At 55.8% G+C, this 13938-nt stretch carries 16 protein-coding genes; 6 read left to right on the forward strand and 10 right to left on the reverse strand.

The annotated features are described in order from the left end of the window. Window positions 1-6: 6 nt before the first annotated feature. Both PHT20_RS01410 and PHT20_RS01415 read right to left on the reverse strand, forming a co-directional pair. Window positions 7-750, reverse strand: coding sequence for a LytTR family DNA-binding domain-containing protein (locus PHT20_RS01410; protein ID WP_301019103.1), 744 nt, complete (start codon window positions 748-750; stop codon window positions 7-9). Window positions 751-775: 25 nt separating this feature from the next. Next, window positions 776-1813, reverse strand: coding sequence for a sensor histidine kinase (locus PHT20_RS01415; RefSeq protein WP_301019104.1), 1038 nt, complete (start codon window positions 1811-1813; stop codon window positions 776-778). Window positions 1814-1901: 88 nt separating this feature from the next. Between PHT20_RS01415 and argH the strand changes: the two genes are divergently transcribed. From argH to PHT20_RS01430, 3 genes are read left to right on the forward strand one after another with little or no spacing between them, the layout of a single operon-like run. Next, window positions 1902-3353, forward strand: coding sequence for an argininosuccinate lyase (gene argH, locus PHT20_RS01420; protein ID WP_301019105.1), 1452 nt, complete (start codon window positions 1902-1904; stop codon window positions 3351-3353). A gap of 48 nt (window positions 3354-3401) precedes the next feature. Beyond that, window positions 3402-4052 (forward strand): c-type cytochrome, encoded by a 651-nt coding sequence (locus tag PHT20_RS01425; RefSeq protein WP_301019106.1) that lies wholly within the window; start codon window positions 3402-3404, stop codon window positions 4050-4052. A gap of 19 nt (window positions 4053-4071) precedes the next feature. Continuing rightward, window positions 4072-4593, forward strand: coding sequence for an anti-sigma factor (locus PHT20_RS01430; protein WP_301019107.1), 522 nt, complete (start codon window positions 4072-4074; stop codon window positions 4591-4593). Between the two features lie 112 nt (window positions 4594-4705). Here PHT20_RS01430 and selD read toward each other — a convergent pair whose 3' ends face one another. Continuing rightward, window positions 4706-5809, reverse strand: coding sequence for a selenide, water dikinase SelD (gene selD / locus PHT20_RS01435; RefSeq protein WP_301019108.1), 1104 nt, complete (start codon window positions 5807-5809; stop codon window positions 4706-4708). A 145-nt stretch (window positions 5810-5954) separates the two neighbouring features. Here selD and PHT20_RS01440 point away from each other — a divergent pair, with 145 nt between their 5' ends. Both PHT20_RS01440 and rpoH read left to right on the forward strand, forming a co-directional pair. Continuing rightward, window positions 5955-6896, forward strand: a complete 942-nt coding sequence (locus PHT20_RS01440; protein ID WP_301019109.1) for an HDOD domain-containing protein — start codon at window positions 5955-5957, stop codon at window positions 6894-6896. 150 nt (window positions 6897-7046) lie between these two features. Then, on the forward strand, window positions 7047-7988 hold the full coding sequence (gene rpoH / locus PHT20_RS01445) for an RNA polymerase sigma factor RpoH (protein WP_301019110.1): 942 nt from the start codon (window positions 7047-7049) through the stop codon (window positions 7986-7988). 90 nt (window positions 7989-8078) lie between these two features. On the opposite strand, the gene PHT20_RS01450 is transcribed toward rpoH, so the two are convergent. From PHT20_RS01450 to PHT20_RS01475, 6 genes are all read right to left on the reverse strand, one after another. Next, complete coding sequence (locus PHT20_RS01450) at window positions 8079-8426, reverse strand: HPF/RaiA family ribosome-associated protein (RefSeq protein WP_301019111.1); 348 nt, start codon at window positions 8424-8426, stop codon at window positions 8079-8081. A gap of 100 nt (window positions 8427-8526) precedes the next feature. Beyond that, complete coding sequence (locus PHT20_RS01455; protein ID WP_300084764.1) at window positions 8527-9135, reverse strand: SCO family protein; 609 nt, start codon at window positions 9133-9135, stop codon at window positions 8527-8529. 42 nt (window positions 9136-9177) lie between these two features. Further along, window positions 9178-10074 carry a heme o synthase gene (cyoE, locus tag PHT20_RS01460; protein WP_301019112.1) on the reverse strand — a complete coding sequence of 299 codons (897 nt, stop codon included), beginning with the start codon at window positions 10072-10074 and terminating at the stop codon, window positions 9178-9180. Continuing rightward, window positions 10071-11264, reverse strand: coding sequence for a COX15/CtaA family protein (locus tag PHT20_RS01465; RefSeq protein WP_301019113.1), 1194 nt, complete (start codon window positions 11262-11264; stop codon window positions 10071-10073). The genes cyoE and PHT20_RS01465 overlap by 4 nt, the downstream gene beginning before the upstream one ends. Window positions 11265-11283: 19 nt before the next feature. After that, window positions 11284-11958, reverse strand: a complete 675-nt coding sequence (locus PHT20_RS01470; RefSeq protein ID WP_301019114.1) for a hypothetical protein — start codon at window positions 11956-11958, stop codon at window positions 11284-11286. Continuing rightward, window positions 11955-12665 (reverse strand): SURF1 family protein, encoded by a 711-nt coding sequence (locus PHT20_RS01475; protein WP_301019115.1) that lies wholly within the window; start codon window positions 12663-12665, stop codon window positions 11955-11957. Before PHT20_RS01475 ends, PHT20_RS01470 begins: the two co-directional genes overlap by 4 nt. Window positions 12666-12725: 60 nt before the next feature. Here PHT20_RS01475 and PHT20_RS01480 point away from each other — a divergent pair, with 60 nt between their 5' ends. Next, window positions 12726-12932: a DUF2909 domain-containing protein gene (locus PHT20_RS01480; protein WP_300084759.1), complete on the forward strand. Its 207-nt coding sequence runs from the start codon at window positions 12726-12728 to the stop codon at window positions 12930-12932. 124 nt (window positions 12933-13056) lie between these two features. Here PHT20_RS01480 and PHT20_RS01485 read toward each other — a convergent pair whose 3' ends face one another. Further along, window positions 13057-13920, reverse strand: coding sequence for a cytochrome c oxidase subunit 3 (locus PHT20_RS01485; protein ID WP_301019116.1), 864 nt, complete (start codon window positions 13918-13920; stop codon window positions 13057-13059). Window positions 13921-13938 lie beyond the last annotated feature (18 nt).

The following is a 13938-nucleotide window of genomic DNA, read 5'->3' on the forward strand; positions in this document are numbered from 1 at the left end:
GTCGCACTACAGCCGACGCACCAACCCGCGCACCGCGGCCAGCTGGCGGCGTGAGACAACCAGCACTTCATCAATGCCATCAAGCCGCACCGCCCAACCCTCGCCCTCTTCCGGGTCATGGTGCTTTTCCAAGGCTCGCACGGCGCGCCGTGCCACCAGCGCATTGCGGTGTATGCGCATGAAACGGCTGGCATAACGCGCCTCCAGTTCAGCCAGGGCGCCCTCCAGAATGAAGCTGCGTGCAGCGGTGCGAACGGTGATGTATTTCAGCTCGGCCTTTAAGTACAACACCTGTTCTAGCGGCACCCGCTCGGTACGGCCACGCTCTTGAATCACCAAATAATTATCAGTTAAATCAGGCTCTAGAGCTTTATTTACTTGCGTAAGCCGCTCTACTTTTTGAAGTGTTGCCTGGAGCCGCTCAAGCCGTACTGGCTTGGTCAAGTAGTCCAGTGCTTCGAGCTCAAAGGCCTGCACGGCGTGCTCTGCATAGGCCGTGACAAACACCACCACAGGCGGTTTGGGCAAGGCACGCAAAGTGTGAACCAAAGCCAGCCCATCCATGCCTGGCATGTGAATGTCCAGCAGCACCACATCAGCCTCATGATGCTGCAAAAACGTCACGGCTTGAACCGCGTTGGCCGCCTCGCCCACTGTGATGGCAGCAGGCTCGGTGCAATCGGCCAGCAGGCAACGCAAGCGCTCACGGGCCAGGGTTTCATCATCAACCAGCAACACTTTGATGCTCATGTCACCTCCTCGGCTTTCCTGATTTTCATAGGGGCAACTCAATTCTGACCTGAAACACACCGTCTTTCAGGCCACTTTGAAAGCGTGCCTGCACGTCGTGCAACAAGCTCAAGCGCTCACGCACATTGGCCAGCGCCAAACCACTGCCCTGCGATGCCTCTGGCACAGGCACGGTGTTGGTCACTTTGATCACCACCCGTGAGCCCTTGCGCTGGGTGCTGACGCGAATGTCGGCACCACTGGCGCTGGGCTCCACGCCATGCTTGACGGCGTTTTCAACCAAAGGTTGCAGCAGCAAGGGCGGCAAGCGAGCGGCATTGGCCTGCGCATCCAGCGCCCAGTCAATGCGCAGCCGGGAGCCAAAACGCACGGCTTCGATGGCCAAATAACGCTGTGCCAGTTCAATCTCTTCTGCCAAAGACACGGCTTCGCCCTGCTCGATCAAGGCATGGCGAAACAGGTCGCTCAAATCTTCCAGCAAGCGCTCGGCTTTGCGCGGCTCTTGGCGCACCAGGGCAATGGCACTGTTGAGGGTGTTGAATAAAAAATGGGGGCGAATGCGGGCTTGCAGTTCGGCCAGGCGCGCCGCCGTGTGGGCGGGGGTGCGGCTTTTGACCCGCCACACCAAAGTCATGACCAACACGCCCGAGAGCAATGCTCCGGCGCAGGCACTGGCCCACCAGGCTCCGGTCGTCAACACCCCGGCCCAAACCAGCACCCCACACCCATACAAGCCAGCCAATGCGCCCAAGCCCACACCGGCGGCTTGCTGCCACAGCTCGGGTAAGCGTGCCAGCAGTTTTTTCAGGCTACAAGCCACCAGCAACCAAAGCAGCGTGGCGGGCAAGGCGCCGCCAGTGAGCAAGGCCGCCCGCATCAGCGCGTTCCACACCGATGCCGCACCAAACAGAGCCGCCACCGCCATCACGGATTCAACAAACAACAATGCCCGCAGCACCACCCCCACGTGACACGCATCAAACAGCAAAGCCGGCGGCGGGCGTGGCAGCGGTGGTGGCAAGGTGGGGTTTTGGAAGACCGATAAAATTTGGCTGTCTTGCATTGATCTGTCTGGCGCACACCAAGCGCGTCAAGGTCAATCATTATTGATGATTCACCAGGCTTGTGTCCTGTCCAACTTAGAGGCCTCCATGAGCCAAAACCAATTTGACAAAAAATCCCAAGCCTGGTCGGCACTGTTTTCTGAACCCATGAGCGATCTGGTCAAGCGCTACACCTCCAGCGTGTTTTTTGACCAACGCCTGTGGCAAGCCGACATCACAGGCTCGCTGGCACACGCCAGCATGCTGGCCGCTCAAGACATCATCAGCGCCCAAGACCTGGCTGACATCCAGCGCGGCATGGCGCAAATCAGCCAAGAAATCGAAGCGGGGCAGTTTGACTGGAAGCTTGACCTGGAAGACGTGCACCTGAACATCGAAGCCCGTTTAACCCAACTCATAGGCGATGCCGGCAAGCGCTTGCACACCGGGCGCAGTCGCAACGACCAGGTGGCCACCGACGTGCGGCTTTGGCTACGCAGTGAAATTGACTTGATCAGCGCTTTGCTGGTGGATCTGCAAAAGTCGTTGCTGGAAGTGGCACAACGCCATGTCGACGTGATCTTGCCGGGCTTTACCCATCTGCAGGTGGCGCAGCCGGTGAGCTTTGGCCACCACATGCTGGCTTATGTGGAAATGTTCAGCCGCGATACCGAGCGCATGCAAGAGGTTCGCGCCCGGGTCAACCGCCTACCACTGGGTGCGGCGGCTTTGGCGGGCACCAGCTACCCGCTGGATCGCGAGCGGGTAGCTACCGCACTGGGCATGGTCAATGCGCAAGGCTTGCCACAGGTCTGTCAAAACAGCTTGGATGCCGTCAGCGACCGGGACTTTGCCATCGAATTCACCGCTGCTGCCAGCCTGTGCATGGTGCACATCAGCCGCATGAGCGAGGAACTGGTGCTGTGGATGAGCCAAAACTTTGGTTTCATCAAGATTGCAGACCGCTTTACCACCGGCAGTTCCATCATGCCGCAGAAAAAAAACCCCGATGTGCCCGAACTCGCACGTGGTAAAACAGGGCGTGTGGTGGGGCATTTGATGGGCTTGATCACCCTCATGAAAGGTCAACCGCTGGCCTACAACAAAGACAACCAAGAAGACAAAGAACCGCTGTTTGACACGGTAGACACCCTCAAAGACACGCTGCGCATCTTCTCGGAAATGCTGGGCGGCCAGCTTGACCCAGCCACGGGGCGCAAAGAAGGTGGCATCAGTGTCAATGCAGCTGCCATGGAGCAAGCCGCTCTGCGCGGCTACGCCACCGCCACCGATTTGGCCGACTACCTGGTGAAAAAAGGCCTGCCGTTTCGCGATGCCCATGAAACCGTGGCGCATGCGGTCAAAGCCGCCATCACACACCAAGTGGACTTGTCGGAACTGCCCTTGACTGTGTTGCAAGGCTTCAATGGCAGCATTGAAAAAGATGTGTATGAAGCGTTAAGCTTGCGCGGTTCGCTCAACGCGCGCAACACGCTGGGTGGTACGGCACCGGCGCAAGTGCATGTTCAAATTGCCAAGCACTTTGCACGCTTGGCTTGATCGTTTTGACCTCAGCCCCTCACCCCAGCCCCTGATTTAAAGCACATGATGATCTCAACCCCCTCTGTTTACACCCTGGCTGCAGCGCTTTGCCTCACCTCTTTCACAGCTTTTGCGCAAAGCGGCAAAACGCCGGTGGATTTGACCGCTCGCTTGGCACAGTCGCAGACCGATGCCAGCTTGGCGACTGAGCTGATGAGCAAAGGCCGCCGTGCCGCAGCGGTTTGCGCCAATTGCCACGGTGCCGGCGGCAACAGCACCAAACCCGACATTCCCAACCTGGCCGGACAAAACCCAGCCTACTTGCTCGATCAAATGCGTTTGTTTGCCGATGGCAAGCGCCGTTTTGAGTTCATGGAAGGCATGATCAAAGCCATGAGCGCTGACGAAAAAGTGGGCGCAGTGCTGTTTTACGCCGCCCAACCCGTGATCACCTCGCCGGCAAAAAACGCCGCGCTGGCCGACAAAGGCAAGGCCTACTACGACAAAGTGTGCTTTCGCTGCCACGCCAATGACGGCCATGGCAACAACACCTTTGCCCGCATTGCCGGTCAACAAAGCGTGTACCTGACCACTACCCTGAAAAACTACCGTGATGCCAAAGGGGGCCGCACCAACCCGCTGATGGCCGACAACACCCGCCACATGTCCGATGCCGACATTGAGGCCGTTGTGACCTACGTCTCTTCCATGAAATAACCTGAACTTAAATTGACCTATGACTGAAGCCACCGCCCCAACGCCCGAAGTGATCCCCCCTTACACCACTGGCTGGCGGCTGCTGGCCATCAGCTTGCTGGTGGTGGTGGCCGTGGGCGCAGCCACTGGCGTGGGCATGTATGAAATGTTCAACGCCCAAATCACCCACTTGCAAGCCAAATTGAAAAATGTGCCGCAAACCAAATACGTGGCGGTGTTGCTGGATGCCAAGCAAGCACCGGGCATGCTGGTGACGTTTGACCCGCAAGACAGTTTTGTCATGCTGCAACGCCTGACAGACATCAAGGAAGGTCCTGACGACAGCATGCAGTTGTGGGACAACACCGACCCCGCTCGCCCCGTGTCGTTGGGGGTGCTGACCCCCAAGTTGCGCACTGCGCAGTTGCCCATGACCGAAAAAACCCTGGCCAAGGTCACGCAACTGGCCATCAGCGTGGAAAACCGGGGTGGCACTGAGCCCGGCAACATGCCCTTGTTGCCCTACTTGTACAGTGGCGCGCTGATTCTGAAAGCCTTGTAACAGCCCTTGGCGTCGAGCCAATTCGCAACCGCTTGCGGCCGTTTCAATCATTTATTTGATAGCTGCTAGCGCTTTATTTATAAGCGCTAGAGCACTAAAAGATGCTTAAGATTCAGCTCTGGCAGACTGTCAAATTGATGCCAGGCTGACGCTCAACCACGGTGCCAATGTCTGCCGCGTCGTGAAAGCCCAGGCGTTCAAAAATAGCCAGCACTTCTGGTACCGACTCAGGCGCACAGCTCACCAGCAAGCCACCGCTGGTTTGGGGGTCAGTCAACAGCGCTTGGTCTAGCGCTGAAAAACCGTCTGGCAAGTGCACCTCGTGCCCATAGGCAGCCCAGTTGCGCCCGGAGGCACCGGTGGTGCAACCCTGCTCGGCCAGGGTGCGCACACCAGCGAGCAACGGCACGTGGTCCCAATCCAGTTGCACCGTGCAGCCCGCACCACGCGCCATTTCCAGCGCATGTCCAGCCAGGGCAAAGCCAGTGACATCGGTCATGGCGTGCACGTCGTCAAGCGCCGCCAGCACCGGTCCCGGGGTATTGAGCTGGGTGGTGACTTGCAGCATGTGGGCATAGCCTGCGGCATCGAGCTTGTCTTTTTTCAGCGCCGCCGACATCACGCCCACGCCCAACGGTTTGCCCAAAATCAGCCGGTCGCCGACCCGGGCACTGGCGTTGCGTTTGACCCGTGCCGGGTGCATCAAGCCCATGGCCACCAGCCCGTAAATGGGCTCGACCGAGTCAATGGTGTGCCCCCCTGCAATAGGGATGCCGGCCGCCTGGCACACGCTGGCGCCACCCGCCAGAATCTGGCCGATGGTTTCCACCGACAGCACCGCAATCGGCATGCCCACCAGCGCCAGCGCCATGATGGGCGTGCCGCCCATGGCGTACACATCGCTGATGGCATTGGTGGCAGCTATGCGGCCAAAGTCAAACGGGTCATCCACAATGGGCATGAAAAAATCGGTGGTGGCAATCAGCGCCTGCGTCTCATTGAGCTGGTACACCGCCGCGTCGTCAGAGGTTTCAATGCCAACCAGCAGCTCTTTGGGCATGGGCATGGCCGTGCTGCCCTTGAGAATGTTGGTCAACACGCCTGGGGCAATCTTGCAGCCACAGCCGCCTCCGTGTGACAGGCTGGTCAGGCGTGGCTCTTGGCGAGCAAGCTGTGGCGCGGGGTTAGAGAATGACGGCGTGGTGTGTGACGACATGATGGCGGGTATTTCTGAAGAGTTTTGAGGCGAGCTGTGTTAAACAACTTACTCCGATTATCTGGTGCGCAAGCGCCGCCAAGCGGGTCACTTGACCCCACTTGCCCTTGCCGCCATACTCGCGGCCAAATGACTGGAGCCTGACATGACCCAAGAGACAAACCCCCTGCCAGCAACGCCCCTGCCCGCACCGAATTTTTTGACCGCGGCGCTGCCGCACATTGGCGCTTGGACACACTATTTTTTAAGCGCCGACATCCCCATTTTGGCCAGCACCGCACAAGCGCTTGAAACGCTGCGCGCCAATGAAGATGATGTGGATGCCAATCAACTCACTTCAGTCATTCAAGTGGATCCCCTGATGACTTTGAAACTGCTCTCACGCATGGCCAGTCTGCGCCGCCCTGGCAGCAACACGGAAACAGAGTCCATCACAACATCGCTGGTGTTGATGGGTATTTCGCCTTTTTTTCGTCATTTTGGTCCCCAGGCGACCATTGAAGAATGGTTGGTCAATGAACCAGAGGCCAGGCAAGGCCTGCAACAGTTGCTGACGCGCGCCGAGCGGGCAGGTCAATTTGCCCTTGGCTTTGCGGTGCACCGCGCCGATACGGATGCCACCATCATTCACCAAGCGGCTTTTCTGCACGATTTTGCTGAAATGCTGCTGTGGCTGCATGCACCCGCGTTGATGGTCAAAATCCGAGATGCCCAGGCCGCAGATGCCACCTTGCGCTCCAACGTGGTTCAAAAAGAGGTGTTGGGGGTCGAAATCAGCGACCTGCGCCAGGCGCTGATGAAACTCTGGCACTTGCCCGAACTGCTGGTCAATATCAGCGATGAACGCCATGCGGAGCAAGGCAGTGTGAAATGTGTGGTGCTGGGTGTGCGGGTGGCGCGCCACAGCGCCAACGGCTGGGACAATGCCGCATTGCCGGATGACTATGCTGACATTGCCGCTTTGCTGAACGCATCGGTGCGCGTGGTGCCATCGTTTTTACACAAAATCGACCACCCTATTTTGGAAGCCGCCACGCTGGGTGACCACACTGAAACGCCCCAACCCACAGCGCCTGCGCCACTTTGACCTGAAGCCTTGTGCATGAGTGCGTCTGCAGTGACTTAAAACCTCTCCAAGCTGTTCTAAAAGTTCAAGCAGGGATGATTGAACTTTTCAATTAGCACTCACTCATACAGAGTGCTAACATACCCCTGATTCAGCATAAGGAGGTTTGAAATGACGACTTTGTCTGGTGTTTCTGATTCGGCACTGACGCTGCCTAACCCTTGGTCTATGGTGCCTGCACTGGGTCACCTTGAGGCCTATATTGCTGCGGTCAATCGCATGCCCATGCTGACCCTGGAAGAAGAGCAATCTGCTGCACGCAAACTGCGCCAAGACAACGATGTGGAAGCCGCAGGGCGCTTGGTTTTGTCGCATTTGCGGCTGGTGGTGTCGGTATCTAGGCAGTATTTGGGTTATGGGCTGCCGCATGCTGATTTGATTCAAGAAGGCAATGTGGGACTGATGAAAGCCGTCAAGCGCTTTGACCCGGATCAAGGTGTGCGTTTGGTCAGCTATGCCATGCACTGGATCAAGGCGGAAATTCATGAATACATTGTCAAAAACTGGCGCATGGTCAAAATGGCCACCACCAAGGCGCAACGCAAACTGTTTTTCAACTTGCGCTCGATGAAACAACGTTTTCGCAGCGAAGACGCTGCGGCCGACCTGGACACTTACCGCGACACGCTGACAGAGCATCAAATTGATGCCATGGCCACTGAGTTGAACGTCAAACGTGAGGAAGTGATCGAGATGGAGGCGCGCCTGTCTGGCGGTGATGTGGTGCTGGACCCCACTTCAGCAGATGACGGCGAAGACGCTTTTGGCCCCATTGCTTACTTGACAGATGCCGCGCATGAGCCCACGGCCATGCTGGAAGCGCAACACCGCGATGGCCTTGCCAGCGACGGCTTGACCCATGCACTCAGCACGCTTGACGCGCGCAGCAGGCATATTGTGGAAGAACGCTGGCTGAAGGTGAATGACGACAATTCTGGTGGCATGACCTTGCATGATTTGGCTGCAGTGCATGGCATCAGCGCCGAGCGGGTGCGTCAAATTGAGGTTGCAGCCATGAAGAAAATGAAGAAATCGCTGGTGGAATTTGCCTGATTCAACCCTATCAAAGTAAGCCTGCCCTGCCGGGCGCACCATAAAAAAGGCCGCCAGTTTCAACTTGGCGGCCTTTTTTTGGAGCTGAAATTACTCTTGCACTGCCCGAATGGTGTCACGGGCGTTGCGGTCTTTGGCACGACCCAAGTCGTTGTCAAGGGCACGCTCAAGCTTATCAATAGCAGCCACAAATGCGGCCGCCATTTTGTCGGCTTCAGCGGTGACAGTCACGGGTTGACGACCTGCGACACGGGCTTCAGCACGGCAACGTTTGTCATTGACACCTGATTTGGAGCCATCCAGGTCAGACAAAAACACTTCAACGCGCGTGACGTTTTCTTTAAAACGCGACAAACGCGTGCTAGCTTCGTCTTGAATCCATTTGGCTAAAGATTCGCCACCTTGGATATGGTCATCGGTATTGACTTGGATTTGCATGGTATTTTTCTTTAAATGAGTCGGCTTAAAACCGAACGAGTGGATGAAACAGCGTAACTTTACCTCATGACAGAATGCCAAATGGCTGCGCCAGGGGTGATCAAAGCGGTGGTAACAATTGCTTGATGTCTGCCACGGTGAGCGCAGGCGCGGTGCCATAGCGGGTGAAAAGTCGGAGCTTGCCTTGGGTGTCATACACATAGCTACCCGCTGTGTGGTCAATGGTGTAGCTTGTGGGGGTGGGACCCGCCACCTTTTTGTAATACACCTTGTACTCTTTGGCCAGGAGTGCCGTTTGCTCGGGCGTGGTGTAGAGCGCCAAAAAAGTGGGGTCAAAGTTTTCCATGTAGGCCTTGAGCATGTCGGGCTTATCGCGTTCGGGGTCAACCGACACAAACAAGCACTGAATGCGATCACCGTCTTTGCCAAGCAATTTTTTAATCTCGGTCATCTCGGCCATGGAGGTGGGGCACACATCAGGGCACTGGGTGTAGCCAAAGAACATCATCACCACCTTGCCCTGAAAGTCTTTCAGACTGCGGGTCTGGCCATTATGGTCAGTCAAGACAAAGTCTTTGGCATAGTCAGCGCCGGTGATGTCTATCGCCGTGAATTTGGGGGCATTTGGGGAACAACCATAAAAAACACCTGTAGCGCTTATAAACAGTGCACAAGTAGCTATTTTTTTTAGAGCATTTCTTTTGTTCATGAATGTCATCATACGCGGAAATGAAGCGTATTCTGGCGTGCCTCAGAGGTAATGATCCAGCAACAAAGCAGCAAACAGCAAGCTCAAATGAATGAGCGAAAAACGAAAGGTTTTGCGCGCCAATGCGTCAGAGTATTCACGCCACAAAGCAAAGGCGTAAAACACAAACCCAGCGTTAAGCAGCAACGCAGCGCCCAAGTAAAGCCAGGAACTCATGCCGTAAATGAAGGGCAACATGCAAGCGGCCAACAAAATGAAGGTGTAGAGCAAAACCATCAACCGGGTGAAGGCGTTGCCATGCGTCACCGGCAGCATCGGCAAGCCAGACTTGCGATAGTCTTCCACCCGGTACATGGCCAACGCCCAAAAATGCGGGGGGGTCCAAAGGAAAATAATCAAAAACAAAATCAACGCCTCAGGCCCCACCTGGCCAGCCATGGCCGCCCACCCCAACACAGGTGGCATGGCACCTGACGCGCCACCAATCACAATGTTTTGCGGGGTCAGGGGTTTCAAGATCACGGTGTAGATGACGGCATAACCAATGAACGTGGCAAAGGTCAGCCACATGGTCAAAGGGTTGACTTGAAAGTACAACAACGCCGAACCCAACGCGCACAAGGTGGCAGAAAACAGCAGCGTTTGACGGTCTCCCAACTGGCCTTTGGCAGTAGGACGCCAGGCGGTACGCTTCATTTTGGCGTCAATACTTTTTTCAATGATGCAATTGAATGCTGCTGCAGCGCCCGCCACCAGCCAAATGCCCAAGCAGGCCAGGGCCGCTTTGCCTGCCTCATGCCACGAAGGCACCCCTGGCACGGCCAGCACCATGCCGATCAAGGCACAAAACACAATCAATTGAATGACGCGGGGCTTGGTCAGCGCGTAGTACTGTGCCAAGACTGACCAGACCGGGCTGGTTGGAGCAACAGGACTCACGACAGCGTTCCTTTGAGTGAGGCGGGCATCGTTTCAACATGTCGCACTGCAACAGCAGATTTTTTGCTGGCGATGACGCCCACCAAGGTCACAACCAGCGCAGCCGCACCCCCCGTGTGCAGCAGGGCAGCCAACAACGGCCAATCGAACACCACATTGCTTAACCCTGTTGCAAACTGCAAACCCACCAATGCAGCCAATACGCGGCTGTGGCTTCGCCAAGGCGCTTGGCGATTCAGTTGCCAAGCCAGCGCAGCAAGCACCCCCAACACCAGGTAAGCCATCAAACGGTGCATGTAATGGATGCCCGTGAGTGCGGCGAAACTGATGGGCTCGCCAGTGCCGGTCACGCCCAAATGCCGCCACAACTCAAAACCCTGCGTTAAATTCATGTCAGGCCACCAATGTTTTTGACATTGCGGGAAATCACTGCATGCCAGCACCGCGTAATTGGTGCTCACCCAGCCCCCCAGCAGCACCTGAAACACCAGCAGCACGGCGGCCACCCACAGCCAACGAGCCAGCCCCTGCGAGAGCGGCAAACGACCCGCCCACCCCAAGTCGCGCACCACTTGCACTCCCAGCAGCGCGAACAACACCAAAGCACCAGCCAAATGCAGGGTCACAATGGCGGGGAACAACTTCATGGTCACCGTCAGCGCACCAAAAGCGCCTTGCAAGCAAACCCATGCCAGGGTGAAGGTCGCCCAAAGCGCGGAGGAGAAAAGTACAGCGGCATCGGTGCTGCGGCAAGACGACATAGCCCGGCGGCTGTCACGCCAGGCCTTCCAACCAAACAAGGTCAACATCAAAATCAAACCGCCCACGGCCGTGGCCAAATAACGGTGAAGCATTTCGATCCAGGCTTTGGCTTGTGTGACCGGCCCAGTGGGCAACGCTGCTTGAGCCGTGGCAATGGCATGGTTGGCACCCCAGGGGGAGGTGCTGCCATAGCAGCCAGGCCAATCTGGGCAGCCCAGGCCAGAGTCAGTCAACCGGGTGAATGCACCGAACAAAATCAGGTCAAAGGTTAAAAAAAGTGTGAGCATGCGCAGCGCTTGAATGCGTTGTGTAGACGCTTGGTGCGGGCTGCGTCGGTACACCCAGATGACGGGTCCCAAAGCCAAAACCAACCCCACCAGCAACAAACTGGCAAGCGGCGTGAGGTCGTAAAGGGGTTGAGTGTTCATGATGTAAAAACAAACACTGTCAGCGCCCCGGGGCATCCCAGGCCAATGAGGCACGCAGCAAGTGCTCCATGTCACGCTTGGCCTTGGCTGCTGCAGCGCTGTCAAGCTGCGCAGGGAAACGCATCATGGTGTTGCCCATGGGGTCGACGACATAAAAATAGTCTGACTGGACTTGACTGGGTGGCGTGGGCAGCCAGGCTTGCAACACCTTGGCATCAACCCGCAAGATTTTGGCTTGGTCACGTTGGAGCAAGGTTTGAAGCTTCTCATCGACCACAGCTTGGTCATTGATCAACCACAGCCAATCCACCCGCTCCATGTCTTTGCCCAGCATCAAGCGAAACTGACGCAACACCGTCAGCTGTTTTTGACAGTCATTCATGCAAGCGCCAGCATCCACCTTTACCAGCAACCACTGCGCCTTGAGTGAAGACAACGGCATGGCGCGCCCTTGCAAGTCTGTGGCTTGCACATCAGGCATGGTGCGAACGGGGGTGATGAGTTCACCAAATGCGGCCTCACCATGCGGGCGCACTACATAAAAGACAAAATAAGCAACCAGCAAAGGCAATGAACAGGCCACCAAAATGGCCAACAACTTCAGTCGTCCGGTCAATGCCGAGCTTGCCGCGACACCCGGCGTAGGCATCGAGTGCACCGCCAAACCCAACATCTCTTGTGACGGTTCACTCATAAGGATCGACCTTTGCGAAAACTGGCAAACGCATAAAACAAAAACAATGCCACGGCCATGCCATACCACTGAAAAGCATAGCCACGGTGTTTGCCCACACGGTCATCCGGTGGCGGCCAGTGGCGCACCAAGGCATCAGGGGCATCACCCCCCGTTTGCAGCAACACCACAGGCTGCAGCGGTGTGCCTGTCAACTTTTGAAAACGCGCCATATCGAGCTTAGACCAAAGCTTGGCAGAAGCCTCGGGGTGGTCTGGCATCAAAAAGAATTTCTTGGTGGACGGCGTGCTGGCCAGCCCCACAATGTGAACGCGTCCCGAAGGGGTAGCCACAACGGGAAGCACCGAGCGCCCCAAAGTCCAGCCGACCCAACCACGGTTGATCAAAATGCGGGTTTCCGAGCCTTCTATCTTCAAAGGTGTGATGACATGGACACCAGGCTGGTCATTTTCTTGGCGGTTATCCAAAAACACCTGATGCTGTGCGTCATAAGTGCCCACCACAGCAAAAGGTGCATCTTGCGCAGCCTGAGGATCAAGCAGCTTGTCAGTCACCCATACCGGCCCCAACTTGCCACGCTCGGCACGCTGCGCCAACTCAAGTTCCAAACGATCGCCCTTACTCCCTTGCCACGCACCGAGGTAAACAAAAAGGGATACACCCAGCAGCATGGCTAGTGTTGGGATCAATCGAGGTTGAAAAAGCATGGCACTGAAGAAAGTGGGAGAAATAAGCATAATGCGGTCTCTCATCAATGAAAGACCGTCATGCTTGCAAAAATTTTAATTCTGTCGACCTTGGCACTGATCCTTGCAAGCCTATTCAGCGCATTGGCCATGTTGTTTAAAAAAGATAACGAGGACAAACGCAAATTGGTGGTGCAAGCCTTGACGGTGCGGATCAGTTTGTCCATTGCGCTGTTTATGGCTTTGATTGCAAGTTTTTATTTTGGCTTGATCCCTGGGCGGGTTTGAAAAATCAGCTCTTTAAGAGCACACGCCAAAAAACACAAAGCCACTGACTGTTCAGTGGCTTTTTTGTGAAGGTGTGACTGACAACTCAACCGACAGCTAAGTCAGTTGAACCGACCAAGCCACATCAAAGAATGTAGACGAAAACAAACAAAATTAACCAAACCACGTCCACAAAGTGCCAATACCAGGCCACTGCCTCGAAAGCGAAATGGTTGTGCTCTGAGAAATGGCCTTTCATGCCGCGCCCCAGCATCACGATCAACATGATGGTACCCAAGGTGACGTGCAAGCCATGGAAGCCGGTCAGGATGTAAAAAGTGGCACCATAAACACCCGCTCCCAGGGTCAAACCCATTTCTGAATAAGCATGGGAGTATTCAAAAATTTGAAATCCCATGAATGTCGCCCCCAAAGCCACGGTCAAGGCCAAGCCTAAATTAAGTTGACTGCGTTTACCTTTGATCAAACCCCAGTGCGCCCAAGTCAGTGTGGCACCCGAAGTTAACAGCAACATGGTGTTGATGGCTGGAATGCCCCAGGCATGCATGGGCGAAAAACTGTCACCCAAGGGGCCTGAACTGGGCCACACGTTGGTGAATTTGCCATAGGGAGACAGAGACTCTTCAAACCCGGCCATTTCAGGCAACGAAATACGTCGAATGTAGTAGAGCGCGCCAAAAAAGCATGCAAAAAACATCACCTCAGAAAAGATGAACCAAACCATGCCAATGCGGTATGAACGGTCTTCCCAGAGCGAATAGGCACCGCGCAAATTTTCGGCAATGATTTCACCAAACCATCCCACGATGACATACACAATGAGTGCAGCGCCCAGCAACATGCTCCAGATGCCTGGGGGCGTGCCGTTGATTCTGAAGATAAAACCAAGCGCCAGCATAAAAATCCCCACCGACAAAAAGGTGGAGTAATGACTCGCCGCAGGCACAAAATAGTGCCCACGAATGGCAGGTTGAGCGACGTGTGACATGCTTGTTTCCTTATCAAA

It is taken from the genome of Rhodoferax sp., from assembly GCF_028715765.1.
Classification (GTDB): Bacteria; Pseudomonadota; Gammaproteobacteria; order Burkholderiales; family Burkholderiaceae_C; genus Rhodoferax.

Bases quoted from the DNA above. Each gene is read 5' to 3' on its own strand.
- PHT20_RS01480 (WP_300084759.1), top strand. From the start codon at position 12,726: ATGCTTGCAAAAATTTTAATTCTGTCGACCTTGGCACTGATCCTTGCA.
- PHT20_RS01410 (WP_301019103.1), bottom strand. From the start codon at position 750: ATGAGCATCAAAGTGTTGCTGGTTGATGATGAAACCCTGGCCCGTGAG.
- rpoH (WP_301019110.1), top strand. From the start codon at position 7,047: ATGACGACTTTGTCTGGTGTTTCTGATTCGGCACTGACGCTGCCTAAC.
- selD (WP_301019108.1), bottom strand. From the start codon at position 5,809: ATGTCGTCACACACCACGCCGTCATTCTCTAACCCCGCGCCACAGCTT.
- PHT20_RS01425 (WP_301019106.1), top strand. From the start codon at position 3,402: ATGATCTCAACCCCCTCTGTTTACACCCTGGCTGCAGCGCTTTGCCTC.
- PHT20_RS01430 (WP_301019107.1), top strand. From the start codon at position 4,072: ATGACTGAAGCCACCGCCCCAACGCCCGAAGTGATCCCCCCTTACACC.
- PHT20_RS01475 (WP_301019115.1), bottom strand. From the start codon at position 12,665: ATGCTTTTTCAACCTCGATTGATCCCAACACTAGCCATGCTGCTGGGT.
- PHT20_RS01440 (WP_301019109.1), top strand. From the start codon at position 5,955: ATGACCCAAGAGACAAACCCCCTGCCAGCAACGCCCCTGCCCGCACCG.
- PHT20_RS01470 (WP_301019114.1), bottom strand. From the start codon at position 11,958: ATGAGTGAACCGTCACAAGAGATGTTGGGTTTGGCGGTGCACTCGATG.
- argH (WP_301019105.1), top strand. From the start codon at position 1,902: ATGAGCCAAAACCAATTTGACAAAAAATCCCAAGCCTGGTCGGCACTG.
- PHT20_RS01415 (WP_301019104.1), bottom strand. From the start codon at position 1,813: ATGCAAGACAGCCAAATTTTATCGGTCTTCCAAAACCCCACCTTGCCA.
- PHT20_RS01450 (WP_301019111.1), bottom strand. From the start codon at position 8,426: ATGCAAATCCAAGTCAATACCGATGACCATATCCAAGGTGGCGAATCT.
- PHT20_RS01455 (WP_300084764.1), bottom strand. From the start codon at position 9,135: ATGAACAAAAGAAATGCTCTAAAAAAAATAGCTACTTGTGCACTGTTT.
- PHT20_RS01485 (WP_301019116.1), bottom strand. From the start codon at position 13,920: ATGTCACACGTCGCTCAACCTGCCATTCGTGGGCACTATTTTGTGCCT.
- PHT20_RS01465 (WP_301019113.1), bottom strand. From the start codon at position 11,264: ATGAACACTCAACCCCTTTACGACCTCACGCCGCTTGCCAGTTTGTTG.